At 46.3% G+C, this 25134-nt stretch carries 22 protein-coding genes and 2 pseudogenes; 11 read left to right on the forward strand and 13 right to left on the reverse strand.

The annotated features are described in order from the left end of the window. The 3 genes from H6G89_RS36420 to H6G89_RS18375 form a co-directional block, all read right to left on the reverse strand. On the reverse strand, nt 1–176 hold a 176-nt coding region (locus H6G89_RS36420), incomplete at its 3' end, for a response regulator transcription factor (protein WP_339384502.1). Between the two features lie 130 nt (nt 177–306). Next, entirely contained in the window at nt 307–5154 is a 4848-nt protein-coding gene (locus tag H6G89_RS18370; RefSeq protein ID WP_190509064.1) for a GAF domain-containing protein, read from the reverse strand. A 251-nt stretch (nt 5155–5405) separates the two neighbouring features. Beyond that, nucleotides 5406–6329 carry a ParB/RepB/Spo0J family partition protein gene (locus H6G89_RS18375; protein ID WP_199336816.1) on the reverse strand — a complete coding sequence of 308 codons (924 nt, stop codon included), beginning with the start codon at nt 6327–6329 and terminating at the stop codon, nt 5406–5408. Between the two features lie 241 nt (nt 6330–6570). Here H6G89_RS18375 and H6G89_RS18380 point away from each other — a divergent pair, with 241 nt between their 5' ends. Then, a complete protein-coding gene (locus H6G89_RS18380) occupies nt 6571–7209 on the forward strand; it encodes a response regulator (RefSeq protein WP_199336797.1) in 639 nt (212 codons plus the stop codon). Between the two features lie 57 nt (nt 7210–7266). On the opposite strand, the gene H6G89_RS18385 is transcribed toward H6G89_RS18380, so the two are convergent. Both H6G89_RS18385 and H6G89_RS18390 read right to left on the reverse strand, forming a co-directional pair. Continuing rightward, complete coding sequence (locus tag H6G89_RS18385) at nt 7267–10182, reverse strand: PAS domain S-box protein (RefSeq protein WP_190509068.1); 2916 nt, start codon at nt 10180–10182, stop codon at nt 7267–7269. A 144-nt stretch (nt 10183–10326) separates the two neighbouring features. Next, nucleotides 10327–10743, reverse strand: a complete 417-nt coding sequence (locus tag H6G89_RS18390) for an IS110 family transposase (protein WP_190509071.1) — start codon at nt 10741–10743, stop codon at nt 10327–10329. Nucleotides 10744–10870: 127 nt separating this feature from the next. Between H6G89_RS18390 and H6G89_RS18395 the strand changes: the two genes are divergently transcribed. The 3 genes from H6G89_RS18395 (at nt 10871) to H6G89_RS18405 (ending at nt 12674) form a co-directional block, all read left to right on the forward strand. Continuing rightward, complete coding sequence (locus H6G89_RS18395) at nt 10871–11083, forward strand: hypothetical protein (protein WP_190509073.1); 213 nt, start codon at nt 10871–10873, stop codon at nt 11081–11083. A 104-nt stretch (nt 11084–11187) separates the two neighbouring features. Further along, complete coding sequence (locus H6G89_RS18400; RefSeq protein WP_190509075.1) at nt 11188–11772, forward strand: TetR/AcrR family transcriptional regulator; 585 nt, start codon at nt 11188–11190, stop codon at nt 11770–11772. A gap of 11 nt (nt 11773–11783) precedes the next feature. Next, complete coding sequence (locus H6G89_RS18405) at nt 11784–12674, forward strand: alpha/beta fold hydrolase (protein WP_190509077.1); 891 nt, start codon at nt 11784–11786, stop codon at nt 12672–12674. A 78-nt stretch (nt 12675–12752) separates the two neighbouring features. Here H6G89_RS18405 and H6G89_RS35075 read toward each other — a convergent pair. The 8 genes and pseudogenes from H6G89_RS35075 to H6G89_RS18440 all read right to left on the reverse strand — a co-directional run. After that, nucleotides 12753–13055: pseudogene (locus H6G89_RS35075) on the reverse strand (Ohr family peroxiredoxin); the annotation flags it as partial. A gap of 12 nt (nt 13056–13067) precedes the next feature. Next, on the reverse strand, nt 13068–13247 hold the full coding sequence (locus H6G89_RS35080; RefSeq protein ID WP_242060008.1) for a hypothetical protein: 180 nt from the start codon (nt 13245–13247) through the stop codon (nt 13068–13070). Nucleotides 13248–13388: 141 nt separating this feature from the next. Then, on the reverse strand, nt 13389–14810 hold the full coding sequence (locus tag H6G89_RS18415; protein WP_190509079.1) for an MATE family efflux transporter: 1422 nt from the start codon (nt 14808–14810) through the stop codon (nt 13389–13391). Nucleotides 14811–14820: 10 nt separating this feature from the next. After that, nucleotides 14821–16407 carry a flavin monoamine oxidase family protein gene (locus H6G89_RS18420; RefSeq protein ID WP_190509080.1) on the reverse strand — a complete coding sequence of 529 codons (1587 nt, stop codon included), beginning with the start codon at nt 16405–16407 and terminating at the stop codon, nt 14821–14823. A gap of 20 nt (nt 16408–16427) precedes the next feature. Beyond that, the gene (locus tag H6G89_RS18425) at nt 16428–17039 is read right to left on the reverse strand and encodes an FMN-dependent NADH-azoreductase (RefSeq protein ID WP_190509082.1); all 612 of its coding nucleotides are present in this window, start codon (nt 17037–17039) and stop codon (nt 16428–16430) included. Between the two features lie 28 nt (nt 17040–17067). Then, nucleotides 17068–17244, reverse strand: a complete 177-nt coding sequence (locus H6G89_RS18430) for a hypothetical protein (protein ID WP_190509084.1) — start codon at nt 17242–17244, stop codon at nt 17068–17070. Between the two features lie 92 nt (nt 17245–17336). After that, a complete protein-coding gene (locus H6G89_RS36255; protein WP_190509086.1) occupies nt 17337–18215 on the reverse strand; it encodes a helix-turn-helix transcriptional regulator in 879 nt (292 codons plus the stop codon). A 257-nt stretch (nt 18216–18472) separates the two neighbouring features. Next, complete coding sequence (locus H6G89_RS18440; protein ID WP_190509088.1) at nt 18473–19201, reverse strand: helix-turn-helix transcriptional regulator; 729 nt, start codon at nt 19199–19201, stop codon at nt 18473–18475. A gap of 342 nt (nt 19202–19543) precedes the next feature. On the opposite strand from H6G89_RS18440, the gene H6G89_RS18445 reads away from it, so the two are divergent. The 7 genes and pseudogenes from H6G89_RS18445 (at nt 19544) to H6G89_RS18475 (ending at nt 25076) form a co-directional block, all read left to right on the forward strand. Then, the gene (locus tag H6G89_RS18445; protein ID WP_190509090.1) at nt 19544–19978 is read left to right on the forward strand and encodes a DUF6010 family protein; all 435 of its coding nucleotides are present in this window, start codon (nt 19544–19546) and stop codon (nt 19976–19978) included. 236 nt (nt 19979–20214) lie between these two features. Next, entirely contained in the window at nt 20215–20637 is a 423-nt protein-coding gene (locus H6G89_RS36425) for an IS1 family transposase (RefSeq protein ID WP_190509092.1), read from the forward strand. Between the two features lie 252 nt (nt 20638–20889). Next, nucleotides 20890–22144, forward strand: a pseudogene (locus tag H6G89_RS18455) (IS256 family transposase). A gap of 565 nt (nt 22145–22709) precedes the next feature. Next, nucleotides 22710–22898, forward strand: coding sequence for a hypothetical protein (locus tag H6G89_RS34475; protein ID WP_199336798.1), 189 nt, complete (start codon nt 22710–22712; stop codon nt 22896–22898). Next, nucleotides 22891–23787, forward strand: a complete 897-nt coding sequence (locus tag H6G89_RS18465) for a helix-turn-helix domain-containing protein (RefSeq protein ID WP_190509094.1) — start codon at nt 22891–22893, stop codon at nt 23785–23787. The genes H6G89_RS34475 and H6G89_RS18465 overlap by 8 nt, the downstream gene beginning before the upstream one ends. A gap of 121 nt (nt 23788–23908) precedes the next feature. Beyond that, nucleotides 23909–24568, forward strand: a complete 660-nt coding sequence (locus H6G89_RS18470) for an isochorismatase family protein (RefSeq protein ID WP_190509096.1) — start codon at nt 23909–23911, stop codon at nt 24566–24568. A gap of 205 nt (nt 24569–24773) precedes the next feature. Then, nucleotides 24774–25076 (forward strand): isochorismatase family protein, encoded by a 303-nt coding sequence (locus H6G89_RS18475; protein ID WP_199336799.1) that lies wholly within the window; start codon nt 24774–24776, stop codon nt 25074–25076. Nucleotides 25077–25134 lie beyond the last annotated feature (58 nt).

Genomic DNA, 25134 nt, shown 5'->3' on the forward strand with positions numbered 1-25134 from the left:
ACATCAGGTTGATGTTGTCGGAATTGTTCAACAACCTCTCTACCATTGCTAACTTGGGCAACAACGTCTATGCAAGGCTTCGTGTTGAGCACTGCCGCCAATCCATCTCGGACGACTGGATGGTCATCTGCTACAAGAACACGGATAATTTTTGATGGAGGGTGAGCAACTACCATAGTTAGAGGGCTGAGGTGGGAGAAGGAAAGGTTCTATAATTCTCTCTGAGAAACCTGAGAAAGCCACGACAAGTTCAACTTTTCTTAGATCTTTAGCAAGCTTTAGTCGATTTATCTATGAGTTAAAGTTCTAGGCGATCGGCAGATTCACCATAATGGCTGTACCATGTCCTGGTTGGCTAATGATGGTGAGTTGAGCACCAATTAAGCTGGCTCTCTGCTGCATTCCCTGTAGCCCAAAGCCAGATGGAGGTGGGTTTTGGGAGTCAAAGCCACAGCCGTCATCTTGAATCTCGATCGCAATTTGCTCTGGAGTGTAAAGCAATTGCACTTGTATTGCGTGAGCGTTTGCATGACGGATAGCGTTCGCTAAAGACTCTTGCACGATACGCAGTAAGTGTCTGCCAAATTCAGGGTTAATTGGATAAGGCTCGCCTTGCGACTCAAAATGAATTGGCATGGGAGAGCTAACGCTGAGTTGCTCAGTAAAGTGCTGCACTAACCCAAGCAGATGGCTGTATTGATCACTATCCTGCTGCAAACACCAAACTGAACGCCGCGCTTCTACCAGTCCACGTTTACAGAGGTCTTGGGCACGAGTGAAATGGATTTGTGCTTGATTGGAATCAAGGGGATTGAGGGCAGTGAACGCTTGTAATTGCATCAGCACTCCAGCGAAGTCTTGAGCCAAGGTGTCATGAACTTCAGTGGCGATATAAGAGCGTTCCTGAAAAATCGCCGCTTGTTTTGCCTCTTCCGCTAGTTGTGTAAGTTGAATAGCTAAAGTTACTTGATTTGCTAAAGCTTCTATCAATTCAGCTTGTTCAACTGCAATTGATTTTTTGCACCGCCAAGCCATCCCTAAATATCCTACGGGTTGATTTCCAGCTACAAGAGTAATACCTCCATGAGCAGAATGACCATTTGCAACATGCCAAGCTTTTGTTTCATCCCAAGTTCTCTCATCTTCAGCTTCAACAGGTTGAAAAATGAATTTACGATGTGATAAAGAATACTGCCAGGCAGAACTAATATCAGTGCTAAACGGTTGAGAAAACAGAGGTGGATCATCAGGGAGTGAGCCAAAATGGACTTGATTATCCTTGAGACTGATACGTAACGTCAATGTATTTGAATCAGGATCGTACATGAACAGGTAAACTGTACATAGATTCACTTGTTGTGTGATTTCTCTCAAAACATGAACTAGAAATTGATCTAGCTCTGGATCTTTTGCTAAGGCATCAAGCGATCGCTTCAGTGCCTCATTCGCTTTTGCCAACTCTGCTGCCCGTTCTTGTGCTGCTTTTTCTTGTTCGCGGGCGATCGCGGCTTCAACTGCCTTAGACTTACTTTCTGTCGCCAAGCGACTTGCCTGCATCGCCAATGCCAGTTGTTTACCCAACGATTCTGCCAGAGTAACTTCGGCTGGAGTGAACTGTTCATCTGCCCGACGGTAAATCACTAATGCACCTTCCGCACAGGTATCCACTACCAACGGCACATTCAATTCCATATGCCAACCGTTGGCGCAGGTAAATTCATCAAATTCTGCATCTGGTGTACCAGCAACGTGATCCAGGATGACTGCCTGTGTGCGTTCCCGCACAGGAGTTCCTAAGTAGGCATCTGGTACAGTGAAGCCGCCCGCCAAGCGACGCATCAATGCAAAGCGTTCGCCATCTAATGCCAGCAACGCTTCAGGGCGAAAGACATGGTTCTCGAACAGCCAGTATCGAAGATAAACTCTGCTGTCAATACTGTGTTCATAGTAAGCACAATTCTCAGTTTGACCTGCCTGAAAGGTTTGAGCCACAATTTTCAGAACAGCAGGGATAAATTCATCTAAGTCTTCGATTTCTGCCATTGCATCGATCGTGGCTTGAAGCGCATCATTTGCCTTTGTCAACTCTGCTGCACGTTCTTGTGCCGCTTTTTCTTGTTCGCGGGCGATCGCAGTTTCTACAGCACGATCACGGGCTTGGTCAGACAATCGACTGGCTTGCATTGCCAGGGCAAGTTGCTTAGCAAGTGCTTCAGCGAGCAAGATTTCTGCCTCTGTGAAAGGCTGGTTTAGCTTGCGGTAGATGATCAGTGCCCCGTCCGCTTCGCCTTCCACCAGGAGTGGCTGGTTGAGTTCCAATTCCCAACCTTGAGAGACTGCAAAAGCATGAAACTCAGGCACTGTATTGGCAGTTGTGTGATTAATAACTACTGGATGAGTGCGATCGCGGACGGTTGTACCATGCAGATGCTCTGGTGGTACTGTAAAACCATTAATTAGCTGAAGCAGTACAGAATTTTGTTGTGGATCGAGCAATTGCAGTTCCGTTGGGTTCAATACTGTTCCTTGACTGAACCAGTAGCGCAGGTAGACAATTTCGTCTTGGCTATGTTCGTAGTAACCGCAATCAGTTGCATTAAACGTTTGTGCCACAATCCTTAATACTGCGGGAATAAACTCATCAAAACTGCTTAAAGAACCGAGAGTATCGATTGTTTGTTGCAATGCTTCATTAGAGCGAGCTAATTCAGTCGCTCGTTCTTGTGCGGCTTTTTTTTGTTCACGGGCGATCGCCGCTTGTTTTGCCTCTTCTGCCAATCGTGTTAGTTGAATGGATAAAGCGGCTTGTTGAGCTAGTGCATACAACAATTCACTGCTCTGTTCACTGATTGGATTTGTATGGGTGAATGCTAGTCCCAAATGACCCAGAAATTCTGCCCCTGCAAATAAAGGCACAGCAATGACAGCTTGATGATGGCGTTGTTGGTGATAGGCGATCGCCCCAGGCCAAAACAGGTGGGCTTCTCGCTCCAGGTCAAAGTAGCGAGGTTTGCGTGTTTCTAGAAGCAGGTTAACAAATTCAGCTTCATTGATAGGCATCTCTGCTCCCAGACCAGACGCAATCCGCCCTTGCTCCACATGAGCGACAGCCCGTAGTGTTTGATGCTGTTTATCTAGCATCGATATCATGGCACTATCTGCGTTCAGTTGAGCGATCGCCTCCAGTGCCACATGGCTTAGAAAAGCAGAGAGGTCAGGTTGCTCTGACAAGCGTTGAGAGGTGCGGGCAAGTGCTTCGTTCGCTTTTTTCAGTTCTGCGACTTGCGCCTGTTCTGCTTGTAGTAAAGCTTGTTGAGTTCGCTGTTGTTGGATGGCACTCCCCATGCAATCAGCAGCAATCTTGAGCACAGACAGTTCTGCCGAACTCCGCTGTTTTACTTGGCGGCAATCGTCAAAGCCGAGTACACCCCAAAACTGCTCTTCCACAAAAATAGGGACAGCATTCGTTGCCTTGACACCCACTTTTTCCAGGTCAACCCGAAGCCCTTCTGGCATTTCCTCTAACAGATAGCTAACCCCTTGTCCCTGAATAAACTGCTTGTACCATTCTTCTGAGTCCTCATAACGTCCCTCAGTTGCATCGGGATGAGAAAGTTGCGATGAAGTATGAGCAGCATCCCACTCATACAAAACCCGCCAGTGGGGAAGCCGTTCAGAAGGAACATCAAAGTTTTCAAGCACTGCAATACGATCGGTGTCTATCGCTTCTCCAAGGATTTGTAAGGCAGTGTTGACTGCTTCGTCAAAGTTGGTAACTGTAGACAGAATATTTGCCGCAGTTGCTGTTGCCTCTAAAAGGCGATCGCGCTGCTGTAACTCTTCATTGGCTTTTGCGAGTTTTGTGACTCGCTCCTGCTCTGCTTCAAGTAACGCTTGCTGGGTTTCTCGAAGTTCAGTGATATCAATCTGAGTGCCCCACCCACCGATCGCATAGCTATCTCGGATGATACTAAATCCATTGTTGAGGAAGTACCGTTTCTGCCCAAAGCGATCAACCTCTACTGTTTCCTGATTTCTCATCTGATGCCCATTCCGGACAAATTGCTCCATTTGCGCGGCATTTTCAGGAGCTTCCATCACATGAGCCAATGGTGTGCCTACTAAAGCATCAGGTTCGTCATAGCCATACATCTGAGCAAAGGCAAGGTTATGTTCTGCATACCGAAACTGTTGATAAATCTGCTTAGCTTGCTCCTCAACGGGAAGGTGAATGGGAATGGGTTGTTCATACTCCACTCGAAAAATACCTTCGCTAGCAAGTTCCATCAGTTGGCGGTATCGCTGTTCCGACTCTGTCAGGTGATCGAGGGTTTGTTGTAATTCAGCGTTGAGTCGTTCGAGTTCTTGCGAGTGCTGCGTAGCACTGTATGTCCGCTCCTGTTCGGCTTGTAGGAGAGCTTGTTGAGTGCGATCGCGCTCAATGGCACTACCAATACAATCAGCAGCAATTTTCAACACGGACAGTTCGGCTGCACTACGCTGTTTTGTCTCACGACAGTCATCTAGTCCCAGTAATCCCCACCACTGACCCTCCACGAAGAATGGAACGACGTGAGTTGCCTTGACCCCTATTTCCATTTGGGCACTGCGGAAAGGTTCTGGAGCTTCTTCAATCAAGAAGCTAACGATTTGTCCTTGACGTAACTGCTCAAACAGATCAGGAATCTCCTCATAGCTGCCTTGGGCTGCTTGAGAATTCCCATACTGTGACATCGTTTCCGGTGAAGTCCACTCGTACTCCAATACCCGCCAGCTAGGGAAGGGTGAATCGCAGAACGAGTCGAAATTCTCTATAACGTTAATGCGATCGGTGTCTAATGCCTCACCAAGCATTCCTAAAGCAGTATTGACTGCCGCATTCAGAGGCGTGAGCGTTAATAACACGCGAGCAACTTCTGCGGTCGTTTCTAACAGGTGGTGCTCTAAAGAAGAACTGCCAGTAGAGACCCACTCATCGGGTTCTGCCTGCCTTGCTGGTTCTCGCTCGTCTTGTTTTGGTTGTCGATATCTGGCTACTTCTGCTTGTGAGACTGCGTAGGAACGTTCGCACGACTCAAGGCGCGATCGCAGTCTGGCGTTTTCTTGTTCTAGGGCAGCGAGGCGATCGTGGAGTTTAGCCAGTGCTGTATCCATATCGTTTTAAGCAAAAACTGGATTTTTGTAGCATAAGGTCATTTATTCCCTGGACTGGGAATTTTTTACAGGATTTTTAGATACTGCCAACTTGGATTTTTAGATACTGCTAACTTATATCAGATGTCATTGTGAACTAGAGGCGATCGGCTAATTGTGCCGCTCATTTGCAAATAACGTCAAAGCTTCTGCTCATTCAGCTTTATTTGCCCAATTCATCAACCGACAGACCGCCCGGTTAAAAAATGTCCTTATTGCGGCTCATCTTGCAATAGTGTCTCTAATTCAGTCAGTAGTGTTTCTAGCTTATTCTGCTTTTCAGGGTGCTCCCAGAGTTTAGTTCGTTTCAATAGTTGATAGGTGTTGTCTACTCGTTGTTTAAGTGGCACTGTAGACGGTTGAGTGTGTAGTGCTTTAACCTGTTCTCTAATTCGGTTGAGTGACCATTGCTGGGCGATCGCCTGCTCCAATAATTGCTGCCGCTGTTCCAAGTCTTTCAACTGTGCAATTACTTTAGCTTTAGTGTACTCAATCCGCCCAAATCGTAATGCTTCTAGCACATCAGAAGGTAAGTTCAATAGTGGCAGACGGTTGTTAACAAATGAAATCCAGCTCATCATCTGCAAGCTTTCAAACACCGTTTCCACGATATCTAATGCTGATATTTGGTCTTCCCCGTACTGCTCTTTGCTTTCAATAACGTTATTGGAAGCTTGACGTGCTTGCTTCTTATGCTGATGCTGCAATTGATGTAGGAGCAGCGGAACTTCTTCTGTTGGGCAATTTAATCGAATCGCGAGTAGCTGAATGATCCCCTCTATTTCCTCCAGTGGGTTTAGCTCTTCCCGCAGTAAGTTTTCTATTAAAGCCAGCTCAATAGCCTCTGCATCGCTTAGTTCTTGAACAGAAACGGGTACTTCAACTAATTCGGCAGCGATCGCAGCGCGGTAGCGACGCTCTCCGGCAACAAGTTCGTATCCCCCTACTTTTCGAGGACGCACTAACAAGGGTTGGAGAACTCCATGAGTCTGTATTGATCGAATTAATCGTTGATGAGATTGTGAATTAAAGTATCGGCGTGGTTGAGTGGAGGGTAAATGAATTTCCTTAAGTGGAACAGTGATGGCTGACTGATTGATTGCTTTTTCTTGATCAATAGTGCCATTTTTCTTCATGTTAAATTCATACACCTTCGAACTCTATTCCAAACCAGTATCACTCTACAAGAATAGATACAGAAGGTTGCCCCTTTTTAAGCGAGTCGTCATTGAGACATCAGTACAGGTTCTACCTAGCTTAAGTAGAGGAGAACAACCAACTAAGAATTTTTCTGATATAGCAATCCTATTTGATTTGTGAAAAAAGCCACTAATGCTTGATACAAACCAGAACACAACTGCCAATTTACTACCAAAGATGAAAACAGTTATGGATATCTCGACGATTCAAGTCCTCATTGCAGATGATCATCCTATCGTCCGTAACGGGCTAGTTCGCATGATTGAACTAACGGATGGTATGGATGTGATTGGCGAAGCAGAAACTGGAGCACAGGCGATCGCACTATTTCATCAATATCAGCCCGACATCACGTTAATGGATTTACGAATGCCAGATATGACGGGGGTGGAAGCGATTACCACGATTCGTCAGCAGTATTCGATCGCCCGTATCATTATCTTAACCACCTATGATACTGATGAGGATATCTTCCGAGGTTTGCAAGCCGGAGCCAAAGGGTACTTACTCAAAGACAGTAAGATGCATCAACTGCTTGCTGCAATCCGTAATGTTCATGCGGGGCAGACCTATATCCCACCTGAAGTCGGGGCGAAACTTGCCGAACGAATGAGCCACCCACAACTAAGCGATCGTGAGCAGGATGTGCTGAAGAGGATGGCTCAGGGAATGAATAATCAAGAAATTGCAGAAGCCCTTCACATTGCTGAAAGCACGATTAAGTTCCATGTTGGCAACATCTTAAACAAGTTAGGAGTAAGCGATCGCACCCAAGCTGTTTTAACTGCAATTAAACGGGGATTTACAACTTTATAGTTAAACAGAACCATCGCATAGTTCAAGTAAACATACAAAGCACCATGATTGACTCATCTAATGCAGTGTATTTGGAGAACTAGCTAAGATCTCTGTCCCATCTCCAGGTTGACTTGTAATCGTCAATTGCCCATTAATGCGATCGGCTCTTTCAGACATACCGAGTAAACCAAAACCACCGCCCGTTTCTTGAGGTAAGAAACCACGACCGTTATCTGTGATGCGAAGGACAACTTCATCTTCTGTATAGGTTAATTCAACAATTAAATCAGTTGCTTGAGCATGTCTCAAAACGTTAGTGATTGCTTCTTGCCCAATGCGTAACAGATTTCTACCAATGAACGGTGGTAACAGATAAGGTACTCCAGAAATAATCAGGTCGGTACGAATGGAGACCCCCTGAGTCATTGTTTCAATGCTGTATGAAAGATTTTGTACGAGATCAGCATAATCTTCTGAGACGGTACGAAGTGCCCAAACAGAGCGTCGCGCCTCCGTTAGTCCAGTTTGAGTAAGGCTACCAATGCGATCGAGAATTGCTTCTACCTCTGCCAAGTTTTGATGCATTAAGAATTGGGCTAACTCCAGTTGAACGGAGATTCCGGTAAAGGTCTGGGCGAGGGTATCATGAATTTCACCTGCTAACTGCTGCCGTTCAGCGATTTCATCATTCAATCGTTCAACAGTTTGCGCCAGTTGGGTTGTTCGCTCTTGAACTCTTGCTTCTAGCTGAGTAGAGAGTTGTTGGAGCTGTAATTCTGCTTGTTTACGTTCAGTGATCTCTAAAATAATTACGCCAAGACCAAACTCCTGTTGGTTTGCTGCCCGAATCGGATAATAACTGGCTAACCAGTACCTTTGTTGCCCCGGAGCAGCAGGGGTTTCGCCACAGATCTCTTTACCCACAACGGGGATCTTTGTTTCTGCAACCTGTCGCAAATCTTCTGTAACCTTGTTCGTCATCTGTGGCAATACATCTTGCACAGTGCGACCGATGTGAGCTTGGGCATCAATACCATTAATTTTGGCAAGTGCTTGATTAATTCTCACATATCGTTGCTCAAAATCGAGAAAGGCGAAGCCAACAGGTGCAGCTTCAAATAAGGTATCAAGCAATGCATTAGTGTAATTTAGTTCGGCTGTTCGTTCTTGAACTCGTCGTTCTAATTCATTGGCTCGTTCTTGCTCAATTCGCTGCAATTCTCTTTCCTGCGTTAAAACTGCTTCATTAGCTAGAATGTTAGAGATTGCTACTGCAACTTGATCGGCGATCGCCTGGAACAAGGAAAATTGTTCAGACGGGAAACAGGATTTTTGAAGTGAATTGATAATGAGACACCCATGTATTTCACCACCTGTCTTGAGGACGGTAGCTAACCCTTCCTTATAACCTAGATTCTGAAAAGCTTGTGGCAGCGAAGCATCAGAATATTTAGTCCAATCTTGTTCATAATCAATAATGACGGGATGCCCGATTGCTTCAACTTCATGCATAATCGATTCAAGGCTTGAGTTTTTAAGCACCGTTCCCTCTTTTCGATTAAACCCCGCTTCATATAAATATTTCTTTTTACCAGGATCATTTATATTTAATGCATTTAATGCTAAGTCGGATAAATGACAAAAGTACTTTCCATCTTTAATTAAAGGAATATTGCAGTCATGAAAGTTCAATAGTGGCTTGACTTGTTCAATAATTAACTTAAGCAGATCAGACTTATCTCGTACCGTTGCGATCGTCTGGCTAATGGAAAGAAGAACAGTTTTTTCCCGCTCTCGTTCTAAGATCTCTGCATTGGCATTTGCTAACTCAGCAACCCGTTTCTGTTCAGTCTCTAGTAGAGCTTGTTGCGTTTCCTTTAGTTCTGTAATATCAATTTGAGTCGCCCAGCCAGCGACAATATAGCCATCCTTAATCGTATAAGCACCACTATTAAGAAAACAGTGTAACCGTCCCTGCCGATCGATTTCCTCAGTTTCTAAGTGGTAGAAACGGTACCCATTTTCAATCGTACCGCGAATAAACGCAGCATTCTTTTCTGAATCTGGAACATGAACATCTGCATTTCCAATGCCAATCAAATCATCAGGGTTGTCTACGCCATACATCGCTGCAAATGCTCGATTTGCTTTTGTGACACGAATATTTCGGTAGAGCCAATCACACTGTTCTTCAATGGGCAGATTGATTGGACAAGGGGGATCAACTTCAGTAGAATAAATCCCCTCGTTGCTGACCTCAAACAAAGTTCGAAAGCCTTCTTCTGATGCTGCTAATTGCTCAAGCGTTTGTCTAAGTTCCTGGTTAATTCGTTCTAGCTCTATGGCATGATCTTGTTCTGTCATCAAAAGAGCCTGTTGCGCTTCTCTTAGTTCAGTAATATCAATCTGGCTTGCCCAGGCACCAATTAAATAACCCTCTTTAATAATGCCAACTCCGTTATTTAGGAAGTACCGTCGTCGTCCTTGAAAATCAATTTCTTCAGTCTCATAATTATGAATCCGATAGTCATTCTCCACCTGCATACGGATTAGAGCTGCATTTTTGTCTGATTCCTCAACGTGAACATCTGAATTTTTCAACCCAATCAGCTCATCGGGATTCTCAACCCCATACATTTCTGCAAATGCCCGGTTCGCTTTTGCAACCCGAATATTTCGATACAGCCATTCACACTGCTCGTCAATTGATAAATCAACTGGGCAGGGGGGATCAACCTCAGTATAGTAAAGGGCTGCACTACTAATCTCAAACAAAGTGCGGAACAGTTCTTCTGATGCCGATAAGCGATCAAGGGATTCTTGAAGTTCAATGATTTCAATTTGAGCGTCTTGTAACTGGCTCTCCCGATCGTCTAATGCTGACTTCAAGGAAGCATTTTCCTGTTCTAAGGAGTTGACCTTCTGCTGAAGCTCCGCGATCGCTGCATTTAGCTGGGCTAATGTGTTGTTCTCAGAACCGTGCTCCAGCATACTTACCTACTCAATCTGTATATATTGCCTGTAGCAAATTGTCTATTCTACCTGATTTATACTTGTCGAGGTTGGATAACGTGAGGCTCTCCGACTCCGAGCCTGAATCCTCTCCCGTTTAGAAAACGGGAGGTTCCCGAACCTTTATCCAGCTTTTCGCCCTGACCCGGCTGGGACAGCTATCTGGCTGGACTTTTCGAGATGAGTGTGCTTGAGCAAAAGGTCAATTAGGATTTTTGCATCCACTGGGTCAGATTTTGCTCGCGATGGTTGGAGCGCACGGCGGTAGTTCGAGACGGTTCGTGGGTTGATGGGGAACAGCACTAAATTCTCGTATTGGCAAAGGGCATAGATTAAGGGGTCACGCTTCTGTTCAAGGCAAATGGCAATCGACTCATTGCCGTATCGATGCTGTAAGCCATTCACCCAATCCGCAATGTTTTGAGGTTGAGCACCAATAACACTATATTCCCGTTGTCCAGTTGCAGTATCGAACAAGCAAATATCATGTTTGCGATCTGCCCAATCGATGCCAATGTAAGCAACAAAGTTAGTTTCCATCGAGTATCTTGAGGGGGTTATGTTGTTGGGAACTGGGCGGCGAGCTTCAAAGCGAAAAGATTATGGAAGGTGTCAAACACCTATTCCTGAGGATTCGTCAAACCGAAGCAGGCAAAGATTTAAGGCGATGCAATATGTTAGTAGACATCTCGCTGTCAAACACGGCATGGTCGTCTTCTCCTGGGTTGCAGTCCCGTCTTCTCCTGGGTTGCAGTCCCGTCTCCCCATAACTACGTTGGTGCGGACGGTACAGAGGTTATCTGTGTGTGTTCGGTGTTGCCTGCCGCTGCACAACTTCAACGTTGGGCTGCTTAGTTTTGTCGGTGAGGTCAGCATTTGAAGGTTGATAGTGAGGCGACCTTCTTGAAGAAGTTGATAAGACACTTGACAAAGCTAACACCATTCGCTTTTAGTAAATAGTGTTAGCTAAATGGCGAGTTTGTTATGGGTCGCCCCCCTAAGGAGAAATCGCTCACTCAACGTGACATTATTGAAGCCGCGATCGCCTGTGTAGAAGCAGAGGGTGAGACAGCTTTAGGTGTAAATCGCGTAGCGCGTGAGTTAGGAATTACACCTCCATCGATCTACAAGCATGTAGAAAGTGGTGCAGCCTTGCGGCGATTGGTTGCGCTTGAGATTTGGCGGCGATTTTTATCCTTGTGTTGTCAGTCAATCGAGGGCATCAGTGATTCTTCTGCACTTCTAAAAACGGTTGCGTATACGGCACGAAATTATGCACGATCACAGTCTGAACTCTATCGCGTCATGACGGCAATGCCTCTACAGCCAAGCGAGTCAGATTGTGCGCCCATCGTTCAAAGCATCGTGGCTTTCTATCAGCGAGTACTTCAACCCTACAAATTTACTGAACTAGAAACTATTCACGCAATGCGAATGTTAAACGCTGCTTTCTATGGTTTTGTTGCAACCGAGCAAGCTGGATTACTCACGTTGGAGCCGTCCCCTGAAGAGAGTTACGAGGTGATAATTAATGCCTTGATTCAGGCTATTCAATACATTCGTCATTAGGGAGGTAAGTAATGACTATTAAATTGCCAGCAGATCAATACATTCAAGTTGATGGAATTAAGACACGCTATTGGGCATTAGGCGAGCAAGGGTCGCCCGTTTTACTAATTCATGGACAGGGAGGAGCAATCGATTACTGGTATAGAAATGTATTTGCGATCGCTCAACAGCATCAGGTTTACGCGCTAGATTGGGTTGGCTCAGGCAAGTCTGATAAGCCTCAAAAGACCTACAATCTTGACGATCTGAGCCAATTTATTGTTCGCTTTATGGATGCGGTGGGATTATCCCATGCCTCTCTGATTGCAGGTTCTGTAGGTGGCATCCTTGCCTTGAAGATTGCACTACAGTTTCCCGACAGGGTAGACAATCTAGTGTTGATTGGTATTGGTGGTTTAGGGAAAGAAGTCGCATTTCCAGCAAGACTAACCTCGCTTCCGGGTGTGGGAGAATTGCTGAATCATCCTAGCCCTGGAGCAGCAAAATTTATGATGCAGCAATGTGTTTATGATGCATCCCCTTACTTAAACAATAGCGAATTTATGGATTTGGTACTGCGGAATATGTCCTCAGAGATCTTACAGTTCCAGACTCGAACATTTCGGACGATGGGAAATTTTTTCGGGATTAAATCAGAGATTTGGCAACCCATTCGAGAACGTCTATCAGAGATACAGTCACCTACACTGATTATGTGGGGAAAACAGGATCGAGCATTTCCTGTCGGTCATGCTGAAGTAGCAGCGCATGGTATTCCTGATGCTAAATTACAGTTGTTCGATCAGTGTGGGCATTTGCCATATTTGGAGTACGCTGATGAGTTTAACCGAGCAGTGCTTGAGTTTCTATCGACCCACTCTAAGCGTCAGCAGCCCAACACGTCGCTGCACCAGAACGAATAACAGTTGTTGGTGAGATGCAAAGGTTATCTACGTCCGGTGAGCTTTGTTGTTGGGCTGCTAATCAAAAACAATGTGCAATCAAGCTACCGTCATCTTTACATCAACATTACCAGCGATCGCTTTTGAGTACGGACAGAGTTTATGGGCTTGAGCTACGATCTGCTCAGATGTCTTGTGCTCTAAGTTTGGAATCTCTACCTTTAACTCAACTGCAAGCATATATCCACTATCTGCCGGATCTCTACCAATTGTGACCGCACATGTCACTGCTGCTTGTGATGCATCAACACGCATTTTTCTGGCAACAAGAGCAAGTGCTCCATGAAAACAAGCTGCGTACCCAGCAGCGAACAGTTGTTCTGGATTGGTTCCTTGACCATGCCCACCTAACTCCTAAGGCATCGCAAGGTCTAAGACGAGTAACCCATCAGAGCTTTCCGCATGACCTGACATCCGGGCATGCCCTGCTTGACCGGGTGTCACAGTGACCACAGCCGTGTATAAAGGCTTCATCGCCGTCCCTTGGTATGGCTGTTCTAGTTGCTGCATCAGTTTTTCCGTATTAGAGTCCATAATTCCTCTCGTCTCCCAACAATTATTTCAAGAAAGTTCATGCAAGTTACTTTTGTTGGGCTAAACAGGTTACTTTTGGAGCAATTGCTTGAGATATGCTCTATCCATTACAGAACGATAGCAGTTGAGTGTATCGTGCTTCTACATCAGTCCAATTTTTTGCCAAGCCTCTGATCGCCAGCGCCACAATAAAAGCGAACTCATTGTTAGCGTGAATAAGATCGCAGCAAGCCAACCACCCAAAACACCCCACCCCAGTTGTGGCAGGAAATTGACCAGCCCCTCTCCAGAGGCAAACGTCAGAATGTGAGTTAATGGGACAAAGCCAAACCAACTCAGGAGAATCGCAAGCAGACTGGGTAATCTAACGTCTCCAGTTCCCTGAAGACAAAACGCACTTCCAATATTGATTGCATTGAATACGTTGTACCCCACCGCCAACCAAAGCAAGGTTTGACTTAAGGCAATTACTGCTTCAGTATGGGTATCAGTTGATGGAGCAAACAATGGTACGAGCCACGATCCATTGAGTGCAAGCAATACACCGGTTGTGACGGTGTACAAAATACAGAGTGCGATCGCCACGTTGCCAACTCGTTTTGCCCAGCACAGGTCTCCGGCTCCGATTGATTGTCCCACTAGCGTTGTCCCCGTTTGTGCAATTCCTAACGTAGGCATATACGCTGTTGAAATGAGCACCATAACAATTTGAGTGGCGGCTCCTTCCACGGTGCCTAACTTGACCTGCATGATTTGAAACAGAGCAAGTCCCGTTAAATCGGAGGTCATTAACAATCCCAAAGGTATTCCAAAGGTTAATAGAGAACGAACCAGCTGCCAGCGTGGTTTCCAAACTAAGTGAGATTGAAAGCGACGACGCATCCAATGACTGAGAAATATTGCTAGAAGAAGTACCATGCCAACAGACAATGACAGTGTCGTTGCCCATGCTGCTCCTGCCATACCCAGGCCAACTTGAAACATTAACCATTCATTCAAAATGATATTGACTCCGGTAATCGCGACTGCAACTCCCAAAGTAATTACAGGCTGCCCAATGCCGTTGAAAAAGGCAGTCAGTGCAAGATTAATAACAGCGATCGCTCCTCCTAATAAACGTGGTATCCAGAAGTCCAATGCCAGTTGCTCAACCGTTGAAGGTAGCTGGAATAGGCTGAGTATTTCCGCTCCAGAGAATGCCAACACCACAAACAGAGGCAACAGCAATAATGCGCTCCAGCAACCTGTCCAAACCGCTTGAGCTGCTCGCCATCGTTGACCTTCTCCATAGGCTTGAGCAACCAAGGTCTGGGCGTACATTCCTATACCACCAAACAGAGTAAATAGAACCAGGATGAGAAAGTATAAAGCTCCCATCGCAGCGATCGCATCGGTCGAGAGCCGTCCAATAAACCAGGAATCGGTGAGATTGAGGATTGCCTGAACACCGCTATTGAGAAATAAAGGCAGTGCCAATGCCAAAATAGCCCGATAGTCCACACAGCGTTTTCCCTGCCTATCTACTTTCACAGCAGGAAGCAATGATTCTGAGCCATGCATCATCAAAAACTCCTCATTGAGCGGCTACCAGTATTTCCTTAACTGCCTTAAGAGAGGATTCCAGCGCACTCTGCATCCAAGCTTGATTGGTTGAGGTGTGTTCTCCTGCAAAATAGATACGTCCCTCTGGAGCGATCACATCTGCGTATAAGCTCGTTTGCTGATAAGGCTTCATCATTGCCCAAGCCCCTAAGCTCCAAGGGTGATCGTCCCAACTCCAACTCTCCATCTGCCGAATCATGTCACTTTGATTAACCTGAGGATGAATCTTAGCGAGATTCTGTTGAACGATTCGATGACGTTCCTGTAGGGGTAGGTTGGCTAACCGACGCGCTTGACTGCCCATTGTGTAAGCAGCCAGCAGCACAGATGGATTGTTAGAGATTGTGGAGTCTTTTGTCTGTGCATTATCTGAGGGATAGTAGAGCGTAGAAATAGGTAAATCACTCGCTGTGCTACCTCCATAGATCCCATCATCTGTTTCCCAAAAACGACTGCTTGTAACGGCTAGCACTTTGGTGGCAGAGTCATAAGATAAGTTGCGAATGGCTCGCTGTTTAGCAGCAGAAAAAGGCGTATCCAACCGAGATAGAACCGGAAAAGGAATTGTACAAAGCACAAAATCTCCTTCTTCCCTCTGGATTGTACCCCCTTCTAAATAAACGGCTGCTGCCTTCTGTGCTGCATCGTCTCGCTCTAGACTAATTACTTCACAGCCCATTTTCGGCTTCGATTTGAGCTTATCTGCTAGAGCAGTAGGGAGGCGATCGCTACCACCAACGATTTCCTCCATCTCGTCGTAGTTTTCACCCACACGAATAAAGCTAAGGGCGGAGAAGTACATCACGTCTCCCAGAAAGCCGTTAGCTGCTGCCATCATTTCAATCGCAGCATCTGAAAACCCAGATGTTTTGCACCACTGAAGCATGAACTGTTCATCCATCTCGCGGACGGCTGCACTGTGAATTTGCTCTGCAAAGATCTCAGCCTTTTCCGGTTCAGTCAATTGAGCAAGACGACTCCCAATAATAGTTCCTAAAACGTCATCTGGTGTTAACCCGCTTTCCGAACCACTCAGATTGTAGATGCGACTCAAATTTGCTGCATCCCTAACTCGTATGCGCTGACCGCGCAGATAGTAGTATCCTTCGGAATTGCTCATCACATAGGGGCGAAGTTGCAGCCCACATTCACGAATGTAGTGATGGGTCAGGTGATGACGCTTGGAAACTCGTGATGCTCCGACCTCACCATACAAACCGTTCTCAAAGCGCAAGGTGCGAACTCGTCCTCCAATGTGGCTGCGTTCTGCTTCCAAGATGACGCAAGTATGCCCTCGTTTTTCCAATTCGTAAGCTGCACAAAGTCCTGCCATTCCTGCTCCCAGAATGACGACTTTCAAAGACTGGCGAGGATTAGGAACAGCTTCTAATTCATTGAGCAGATTAGTAGCCTTAGTCGTGGTCTGAGGAGTTCTTGCATTCGCTGCTCCAATACGAGGACATCGAGATGTGAGAGTTACACCACTTGCTAGGGCAATTCCCTGTAAGAGCCAACGGCGGCTGAATCGGGGTAGAAAAACTTTATCATTTCCGTTCATTTGCAGTTCTCCAAAATTGCTTACCAAGCTGAAATAAGAGATTGAATTGCTGTTCGTGCAGTGGTCAGCGATCGCTCTCTAGCTTCATCTCCCATCGTTAAATTTTCAGCATGGATAAAGGTAATATCCGTAATCCCAACGAATTCAAAAATAGCTCGCAGGTAGGGTTCCTGAAAGTCAAGCTGCTTTGAGGATGGGGCATTGAAGTAACTTCCACCTCGTGTCGTAATGATCAGCATTTTTTTGTTTGTCACTAACCCTTGCCAATTCGGAGTGAACGTGCGCTCTACTCGCACAATCTGGTCGATATAGGCTTTGAAATTAGCCGGAACACTGAAGTTGTACATGGGAATTCCAAAGACATAGCGATCGGCAATTAACAGCTCATCAATCAACTCGTCTGAAACTCTTAAAGCATTCGTAAGTTCAGATGCTAATGGCTCAGACTTGCTGAACGACGCAGCAATCCATGCCTCGTCAACAGGTGGAACTGGGTATTTACCAATGTCACGATAGGTGATGCGATCGCTTGGGTGCGATTGAAGCCAACCAGCAACAAACTCTTTTGTTAACGACCGCGAAACGGAACGACTCCCTCTAGGACTGGAGTCAAGATGCAAAATATGAGTCATGAGTAAAATTTTTCCTCAAATGCGCTAGCTATTCCTGCTGTGGCTCTGGCAGCAGGAGGAAGCAGCCTACGGTAAAAGACAGGCAAGCACACAAACGAATGATCGATCGAGCGGAACAGGTTTCAACAACCTCAAGGCTGGCATCAAACGTAAAAATCAAGCTGCCGACCAAAAACAATCCATTGCCAAACCAGCCGTTTTTCATCTTGCCCCAAAGCCACAATTCAATGAATACCCTTAGTATGAAGACGATGCGGCGTTAATTTCTTGCCTGATTCTCCGATTTTTAGCACATTCTCACTGGTCGTTGAGAAAGACCTTTGGCGTGACTCCAACCCAACGTTTGAAGTGGCGATTGAAATGACTTTGATGGGCAAATCCAACCTGAAGCGCAACATCTGCGATCGCCAACTTACCCTCGATTAATAATCGCTTTGCCCACTCGACTCGACGCTGAATCACATATTGATGGGGTGTGAGTCCAGTTGATTGCTTAAAAAGCTGGGTAAAATAATTGGGACTTATCTGGGCGACAGCCGCAAGCTCAGCTAGCGTCAAGTCGCGATCGAGATAAGCATCAATATATTCGATCACCTGGCGTAACCGATAAGTTGGTAATCCACCCTCTTGGGCTGGCAGTATGGGTTTTGACCCCGTGTAATGGCGAAGCAAATGGGTCAATAGCGTGGTGCTGAGAGAGTCTGTATAAAGCCGTCCACCTAAACTGTTTGACTCCAGCTCAGCTTTCAGGGCCAATCCAATTCCGTGAACTAACGGATCAGCCGTAGCAAAATGAGGCAGCAGTTCAGCCCTATCCCATTTCTCCGTTGACTGCACCGCGCTGAGAAATGTGGTTGGTTCAAGACTAAGAATCAGATAGCGATGCTCTGTATCCCAGCGGGCGTAGTGAGGTGTGTGGGCTGGAACAATCAGAATGTCGCCAACCTGAAACTGATCTGCTTGAAATTTTGCATCTAGTCTCTGTTCAGCCTGCGTTGGAATCTCCAGGTGAACCAGAATCAAGTGCTGACTAGATACAGTTTCAGGAATCTCATGGGGAGGGTGCTGATAATAGCTCAGATGAATCCCATTCCATTGCCCTGGCTGACTTGAGAGGAGTGAACTAGAGGGAAAAACCTGCAAAACCTCACTGTCTCTAGTGAAGTTGATTGCCACCGCGCTACATGCGGCTCGTTTTCTAGTTTCGCGGAGTGGATGTTTCACACAACCAGTATAGTTCAAAGGCTATTGGAACACTCTAATCATTTTGATTGTGATTGATTAATCCATAATACTCAATTGTATTCGTAGTTTTAGTCCATACCAGCAGCCTGGTTTGGTCGCCGGGCTACTCACTTTCACAAACGAATTAACCTGTCCGCATATTAGTTCTACAAAAAAGTTGAGATAGATCGTTTTAGACGATAAAGCCGTTAATGGTTAACTGCAATGCTTGGTTTTGTAAGTCTTGCTGCTAGCTCAGCACGAGATGAAATCTCTAGTTTACGAAACATTCGCTTTAAGGCTTGCTTCACAGAATGTTCAGTAATCCATAAAGCAGTGCCAATCTGGGCATTCGTGAGTCCTTGAGCAACCAAATCAGCAATTTGCCTTTCCCGTGGAGTCAAGCGATTTTCTATGGGAGAGGTTGCGCGATCGCGATTTAAGTGAATAACCGACTGCGCCCCTTGCAGTATCTGCGAAGCAGCACGCAATTCCGCCAACCGCGTCGATAGATGCAGACAGAGAGCGCTCAGGTCTGCCAGATTCTCTGCATTAAAGGGAGGTGAATCTTGATGGCGGGTAAAGCCGATTCCACCAACCAGTTGACTGCGGCTGATAATTGGACCCAACATGACATGTCCATGATCAGGACGAGGGCAAATCGTTTGCCACATTCCATGAGGCAAAATCATTTCCTCATGGACGACAGCATGTCGTTGAATCAGATAGCGCAGTATAGGATTGTAGTCTACAGATAGCGCTAATTTCAGCATTCCTGGTGTGTTTGCATCAACTATAGGAAACTGGTCGAGAAAGCTCAATCCCCAGCGAGTTGCTGCAAAATATTCACCCAATATCGCCATAATTGGCTGTTTCAACTCCGTTTCGTCCTGTGCTTGGGCGATCGCTTGAAACAAAGCCTGTAAGGAATTTGTCATGGTGGTTTGCTCCATCCTGATCGTAACGATGCGTTGAACGACAGAATTTGTCAAGTGACAACCTGTCAAAGGAGAGCAAGGAGTTAAGACAGAACAGCAAAGTGTACTCGATCGAGGTCTATCCAACAGTAGCAAGGCGTTTTTACTCTTAGTTTATGTGATGAGCGATTTCGTGAAAAATTCCTCCCCTAGCACCTCCCCGATATGAAGAGGCGAACCTTGGTCTCCTTTCCTGGAAAGAAGACCGAGGTTCGCCTCTAGAAAAGTTGCACACCACGCTAGTTTTGTTTCATCTAATATCATCGACAAACTGAGACTTTATAACCAACAAGGTAGATTTGTATGATTGACTTCGCAACTGCTTCTTATCTATGGATCGCTATTGTTAAGGCTGTGCTTGTGGCGCTCATCTCTATTGTTTCAGCTTCATGTATGAAGGAGCCAGGGCGGCAAAAGCTCATGGCGATTGTACTGGGTTTGGCTGCGGGTGTTTATTTAGATGGAGGGTTCGTATTCTGGGAGTTTCCCTTTGCTATTGCAGTTGTGGTGTGTGCCTACAAAGGATTGCACTGGTATCCTGCTATTGGTATAGGCTGGCTTCTCCATACAGGTTGGGATATTCTCCACCATGCGGCACATAAGCCGCTGATTGGTTTCTTGCCTACCTCATCGCTTGAATGTGCCATCACGGATGCAATTCTTGCGGCATGGCTTTTTGCAAGTGCGCCTGACGTAAGAGAGTGGTTATGGAAACGCACGAGTGAAATAGTGGAGTGAAAAGTTTTTACGCCCCGCCACTTAATCCCGTTGCCTTTGATCAAGGTTTATGTAGAGTTATCTACTCTTGATCCAATCGTATTGTCATCAAATATCAATCAGCCTTATTATGCAACTCTTCTCAAATCCATCAGTTATTTCTCCCGCCATCACTCAAACAACAATAATCAAAGTCAGCGGAATGGGTAGTCCTAAAGATGTAAGGATAAGGAAGATGAAGATAGCTTAATTGCTTTATGTCAACTGCTCCGCTTGTTTGTCCTACCTGCAACTCTACTCATGTTGTCAGGAATGGCAAAATTCATAACGGTAAACAGAATTTTAAGTGCCGTGAATGCAGTAGGCAGTTTGTGCAAGACCCGCAAAACAAAATCATTGACCAAGCCACTAAAACTCTGATTGATAAACTGCTGTTGGAGAAGATTCCCTTAGCTGGCATTGCCAGAGTCGTTGATGGTTCAGAGCCTTGGCTCCAGAGTTACGTCAATGAAAAATATCAGAATGTGCTCCAACAGGTAAACGTACGGGTTAAAAAAAGGGCGCTTAACCATCCAGTACGGTGGGATGTGGTCGTTTGTGGACAGCAAAGACAACAAGCAGTGGATTTAGTTGGTATTAGATGTCGAAACGCGAGAACTCGTCGGGGTATACATAGGTGATCGCAGTCAAGAAGGTGCCCAAGAATTATGGGAGGCACTACCAGCCGTATATCGACAGCCTGGGTTGCTTACACCGATTTTTGGTCTGCCTAGGATGAGATCTTTACCGAGCGAGCGACATCACAGTGTGGGTAAAGACATCTGCAAAACCAGTTATATTGAGCGGTTTAACTGCACGCTGCGCCAACGAGGGAGACTGATCAGGATTTTGTGTAAGCGGTCTAAAATCCCAGTAATTCAGGAGACCGCATCATGGTACGCAAGAAGAAAGAAGCCAATCGCGTTGATGAAATGCTCGATGAGCTGTTAGCCGACTGCCAAACCCCAGAGGATATTCTGGGCGAATCGGGTTTACTCAAACAATTGAGCAAACGCCTGATTGAACGCGCTTTGGCAGGAGAGTTGAACCACCTCAAAGGCGAACAGGCGGTCGAGCTTGATGAACCGAACTCAGAGAGCCTGCTACAGGGCAATAGCCGCAATGGCTATTCGAAAAAGACGGTGCAGTCAAACCAGGGGGAGATAGACTTGGCGATCCAACGCGACCGCCAGGGTGAGTTTGAGCCCGTCTTAGTGCCCAAGCACCAACGCCGATTGGCTGGACTTGATGAGAAGATTCTGCTGCTGTATGCACGGGGGTTTGAGTATGCGAGACATCAGTGCCAGTTGGAAGATCTCTATGGGGTAAATATCTCAGCCTCCCTCATCAGCGAAATCACCAATAGCGTCAGCGACGAAGTGAAAGCCTGGCAGATGCGTCCTTTGGACGAGGTGTACCCGATTCTTTACCTCGATGCCCTGAACATCAACATCAAGGTTTCTGGGCGCGTCAGCAAACGAGCTGTGTACGTGGTTTTGGGCATCAACCGCGAGGGGAACAAAGAACTTTTGGGGTTGTGGATTGGAGAAGCCGAATCAGAGGGAGCCAAGTTCTGGTTGAAAGTGCTGACGGATTTGAAAAACCCAGGGTTAAAGGACATTTTGATTGCCTGCTGCAATGGGCTCGTCGGATTTCCCCAGGCGATCGAGACGCTGTATCCCAAAACCCATGCGCAACTGTGTATCGTGCATCTAATTCGTAACTGTTTGCGCTACGTTCCCTGAAAGGATGCGAAAGCGGTAGCGGCAGACCTCAAGCCAATTTATCAAGCCGCTACCCTTGAGGCAGCAGAAGCAGCCCTCGATGCGTTTGCTGCCAAGTGGGATCACCTCTATCCAGCGATTAGCCAGATTTGGATTCGGCATTGGGAGAACATTAATTCCCATTTTTGAGTATCTGATGGATATTCGCAGAGTCATCTACACGACGAATGCGATTGAGTCGCTCAATCGCTCGTTACGCAAGGTGATTAAGACCAAAGAGGTGTTTCCAGATAAAGAGCCCGTGCTCAAGTTGATGTATTTAGCAATGAACAATATTGCCAAGCGATGGAACCGACCGATTCAAAATTGGAAGGCAGCGTTGTCACATTTTGCTATCCTATTTCCAGGACGCTTCAACTATTGACGATCTCAAGGCTTACACAAAAATCAAAACGCTCTCGTTAAGGAGAAGAACTTGACTTCTTAGTAAACCCTTTCAAGCTTAAGACTAGCGACAGAAGCAAGATAGCTAACTAATCTGTTACTCAGGCTCGATTCAAGGCGATGCTAAATTGAGCTTATCCATTACTAGAATGAGTTGTCATGACAGAACTGATCGATACCAATCTGAGTTCACGATCTAATTCGCGGTCGTTGGAGTCTCTACGCTTTTGCCAGCCGCACCGTCGATCAGCAAAAGCTGCTGGTGCTGCTAGCGGCATCTCGCTGGGCAACGTCTTCCTTCAACGAGTAACCCTGGTCCTTTCACATTGCCACTCAGGAGACGCTAGCTGAGTACAGCCGCTTACTCAATTGTTTAGCGGAATCAATCAAACCTGGGCGCAAAATGCTCCTGTTCTAATGCTGTCGAGCACCAAACTGCAATCTCATCACAACGGACAACCAAATCGCCGCACTTTTCATGATGTTGGTGCGGCAGTTTGTAATTTCACCATGCAAGCACTCGTTTTAGATTTGTTTCTGCATCAATGGCAGGATTCGATGCAGACAAAGCGCGACCCCCATTTCAAATTCCGCCTGATTATGAACCTGTTGCAACGATCGCAATCGGCGATCTCGGCAACTTTCAAACCCTTCCTGAGAAGTTGCAGCAGCAAGAATCTACCCCTAGAACTTGTAAAGAAAACTGGTTGAGTTGTTGGAGAGTCTATGAATAGAGCAAAACCTATCACTGTTAACGCGGCTCACGACGAATCGGTTTTAAAGGTGCTTCCAGGGCTGCCAGTTCTTTCGAGTCAAGCTGCCTCATGGAACGGAATTCAACTGGCGCATCAGCATTTTCTCGCTGCCTTTGAAACACCTGAACATTGTTTTCCTCAACACTTCATCACCATTCATCTGAATCACGCTCCCATTGAGAAGGAGCGAATGGTCAATGGAGAGTTCCAATGCGATCGCTTTAGAGCAGGTGATATTTGCTTGACTCCCGCAACTGCGCCTGTGTCAGTTCGCTTACAAGATGCTTGTGAAATTCTTCAACTGTATCTTGAGCCTGCGTTAGTGGTTCGATTGATGGCTGATGTGGCAAACATGGATGGTTTGGAATTGGTGCCGCAGTTTAAGTTAAATGATCCACTCATTTATCAGATTGGCATTACACTGAAAACGAAGCTGGAGACAACTGGAGTATGGGATCGCCTCTACACCGAGGCAATGGCGATGGCAATCTCGGCGCAATTAATCCAGCATTACTCGATACAACCTCTCAAGGTTCGTCACTACAGCGATGGATTGTCGCAAGCACGACTTCAGCAGGCGATCGAATACATTCATGCATATGCCGCAGAGAATCCCAGCGTTACTGAAATCGCTCAACGGGTTAGGATGAGTCCTTTTTACTTCAGTCGGTTGTTCAAGCAATCGACCGGACTCACACCGCATCAATATCTGATTCAATGTCGGGTTGAGCAAGCAAAACAGCTCTTAAAAACCACCAATTTGTCGATCTCGACTGTTGCCACTCAAGTTGGTTTTGTCGATCAAAGTCACCTGACTCGCCATTTCAAACGCCAAGTTGGGGTGCCGCCCAGTCAGTTTCGTGCTTAGGGCAAAATTATACCAACACATGGCAGGATTATCCAATACAACCGGGTGGAATTCAGCCTACAATTTGCAAGTCTTATGGTTTCGCTTTATCCAAGAATCAAACAATTTTGGAGTAACAATTATGAGCAGCGCCACCACTCCTAGCACCAACATTCACACGCCATATCCCAATCGCCTCAATGTTGACAATGCAGCCATGCTGCTGATTGACCATCAAGAAGGCTTTTTTGGCGGCATCAAGTCAATCGATACGGCTGAGTTGCGAAATAACATCATTGCGCTGGGAAAACTGGCGAAGGTTCTCAATCTGCCCACCGTGCTAACCAGCAGCTTTGCTCAGGGCATCAATGGCTCAATCATTCCCGAATTGCTGGGGTTGTTTCCCGATTTACCTATCATCAACCGTCATCTAGTCAATGCTTGGGCTGACCCCGACTACGTTGCGGCAGTCAAAGCGACCGGACGCAAAAAACTGATTATGTCTGCTTTGACAACCGATGTGTGCCTCGTCTTTCCGGCCATTGATGCTGCCAAAGAAGGGTTTGAGGTGTATGCTGTTCTTGATGCGTCGGGTGCTTGGAGCAAACGGGCTGAGGATGCCTGTGTGCTAAGGATGAATAATGCAGGTGTAGTCATGACTACCTGGGTTTCAGTTGCAGCAGAACTGTTGCATGATCACCTAGGTCCATACAAACAAGCTGTTCAAGGTGTGTTTGATGAGCACCTGTTTGGTTACAGTGCTGAAGGCAAGGACACTGATGCAGTGTTGCAACCTGCTTAGAGGTTTTTGGAAGGTATCAATCCTCCTTAGCTCTCCCTAACAAGGGTTTCTGTTAGCTTTTAGTGAAAACGGATGCGATTGCTAATTCAAACAGTGAAAATACTGATCAGGGTAAAAGGCCCCGACCACCAAAAGCTGACAAGAGCAAGGATGGCATTGATTGCTTGACTCAATCACCATTGGTTAATTACGATGCCAAGGCTATATGTGGCCCCAACTGCTAGAACTCTTCCCCGACCAAACCCCGATCGAACGCACCAGCATTAACTCCTGGGAAGACACTAAATTGGCAGAAGTCGAGCGCATCGGACGCAAGAAGTTGGTGATTGCGGCACTGTGGACAGAGGTGTGTCTGGTCTTTCCAGCGATTCAAGCGATCGAAGCGGGTTACGAAGTTTACTTCGTGGTTGATGCTTCTGGTGGCACATCTCAAGTCGCTCATGACATGGCAGTGCAGCGGTTGATTCAAGCGGGTGCTGTACTGTCACCTGGCAACAGGTGCTGCTAGAATACTAGCGCGATTGGGCACTTAAAGAGACCTATGATGTTGTGGTCGAAATCGTCAA

Origin of the sequence: Oscillatoria sp. FACHB-1407 (genome assembly GCF_014697545.1) — a bacterium.
In the GTDB taxonomy this organism is placed as follows: domain Bacteria; phylum Cyanobacteriota; class Cyanobacteriia; order Elainellales; family Elainellaceae; genus FACHB-1407.

Excerpts from the sequence above, each read along its gene's own strand:
- H6G89_RS18370 (WP_190509064.1), bottom strand. The coding sequence starts at position 5,154 with ATGGATACAGCACTGGCTAAACTCCACGATCGCCTCGCTGCCCTAGAA.
- H6G89_RS18375 (WP_199336816.1), bottom strand. The coding sequence starts at position 6,329 with ATGAAGAAAAATGGCACTATTGATCAAGAAAAAGCAATCAATCAGTCA.
- H6G89_RS18380 (WP_199336797.1), top strand. The coding sequence starts at position 6,571 with ATGAAAACAGTTATGGATATCTCGACGATTCAAGTCCTCATTGCAGAT.
- H6G89_RS18385 (WP_190509068.1), bottom strand. The coding sequence starts at position 10,182 with ATGCTGGAGCACGGTTCTGAGAACAACACATTAGCCCAGCTAAATGCA.
- H6G89_RS18390 (WP_190509071.1), bottom strand. The coding sequence starts at position 10,743 with ATGGAAACTAACTTTGTTGCTTACATTGGCATCGATTGGGCAGATCGC.
- H6G89_RS18395 (WP_190509073.1), top strand. The coding sequence starts at position 10,871 with ATGCAATATGTTAGTAGACATCTCGCTGTCAAACACGGCATGGTCGTC.
- H6G89_RS18400 (WP_190509075.1), top strand. The coding sequence starts at position 11,188 with ATGGGTCGCCCCCCTAAGGAGAAATCGCTCACTCAACGTGACATTATT.
- H6G89_RS18405 (WP_190509077.1), top strand. The coding sequence starts at position 11,784 with ATGACTATTAAATTGCCAGCAGATCAATACATTCAAGTTGATGGAATT.
- H6G89_RS35080 (WP_242060008.1), bottom strand. The coding sequence starts at position 13,247 with ATGGACTCTAATACGGAAAAACTGATGCAGCAACTAGAACAGCCATAC.
- H6G89_RS18415 (WP_190509079.1), bottom strand. The coding sequence starts at position 14,810 with ATGATGCATGGCTCAGAATCATTGCTTCCTGCTGTGAAAGTAGATAGG.
- H6G89_RS18420 (WP_190509080.1), bottom strand. The coding sequence starts at position 16,407 with ATGAACGGAAATGATAAAGTTTTTCTACCCCGATTCAGCCGCCGTTGG.
- H6G89_RS18425 (WP_190509082.1), bottom strand. The coding sequence starts at position 17,039 with ATGACTCATATTTTGCATCTTGACTCCAGTCCTAGAGGGAGTCGTTCC.
- H6G89_RS18430 (WP_190509084.1), bottom strand. The coding sequence starts at position 17,244 with ATGAAAAACGGCTGGTTTGGCAATGGATTGTTTTTGGTCGGCAGCTTG.
- H6G89_RS18440 (WP_190509088.1), bottom strand. The coding sequence starts at position 19,201 with ATGACAAATTCCTTACAGGCTTTGTTTCAAGCGATCGCCCAAGCACAG.
- H6G89_RS18445 (WP_190509090.1), top strand. The coding sequence starts at position 19,544 with ATGATTGACTTCGCAACTGCTTCTTATCTATGGATCGCTATTGTTAAG.
- H6G89_RS36425 (WP_190509092.1), top strand. The coding sequence starts at position 20,215 with ATGTCAACTGCTCCGCTTGTTTGTCCTACCTGCAACTCTACTCATGTT.
- H6G89_RS34475 (WP_199336798.1), top strand. The coding sequence starts at position 22,710 with ATGGCAGGATTCGATGCAGACAAAGCGCGACCCCCATTTCAAATTCCG.
- H6G89_RS18465 (WP_190509094.1), top strand. The coding sequence starts at position 22,891 with ATGAATAGAGCAAAACCTATCACTGTTAACGCGGCTCACGACGAATCG.
- H6G89_RS18470 (WP_190509096.1), top strand. The coding sequence starts at position 23,909 with ATGAGCAGCGCCACCACTCCTAGCACCAACATTCACACGCCATATCCC.
- H6G89_RS18475 (WP_199336799.1), top strand. The coding sequence starts at position 24,774 with ATGTGGCCCCAACTGCTAGAACTCTTCCCCGACCAAACCCCGATCGAA.